Origin of the sequence: Erwinia sp. V71, from assembly GCF_965644245.1 — a bacterium.
Classification (GTDB): domain Bacteria; phylum Pseudomonadota; class Gammaproteobacteria; order Enterobacterales; family Enterobacteriaceae; genus Erwinia.
The window spans coordinates 1-325 of sequence record NZ_CBFFRK010000312.1; the positions used below are offsets into that span (position 1 = coordinate 1).

Here is a 325-nt window from a genome sequence, read left to right on the forward strand (position 1 = left end):
TCGGTAGTTAACCCTTCCTCCTACACTCTCCACAATCATGTCCGAGCGTTGCACTTATTATCTGAATTCGCGGCTGATAATTCATTAACCCTGCACGCCAGGTTAACTTTTTATCCATAAACGTTCGGCTAAATGTTAAATACCCAAGGCGTGTTATTGACCCTGTCCCCCAGCCTTCTTGTGCCAGGTCATTAAAATGAACGCGCTGATCCTGAAGCCTTTCCGTTGTCAGATTATCATCATGATTTCGGTTAGGGAAGGTGCGATTTAATCATTCAAAGTTCTGTTCATGACTACAATGATTGCCGTTCATCTATCGTTTTCA

The 325-nt window shown here is 43.1% G+C and carries 1 pseudogene; it reads right to left on the bottom strand.

Annotation, left to right across the window (positions count from 1 at the left end):
• Nucleotides 1-79: 79 nt before the first annotated feature.
• Nucleotides 80-253, bottom strand: a pseudogene (locus ACSZO1_RS22775) (carbohydrate porin); the annotation flags it as partial.
• Between the last annotated feature and the right edge of the window lie 72 nt (nucleotides 254-325).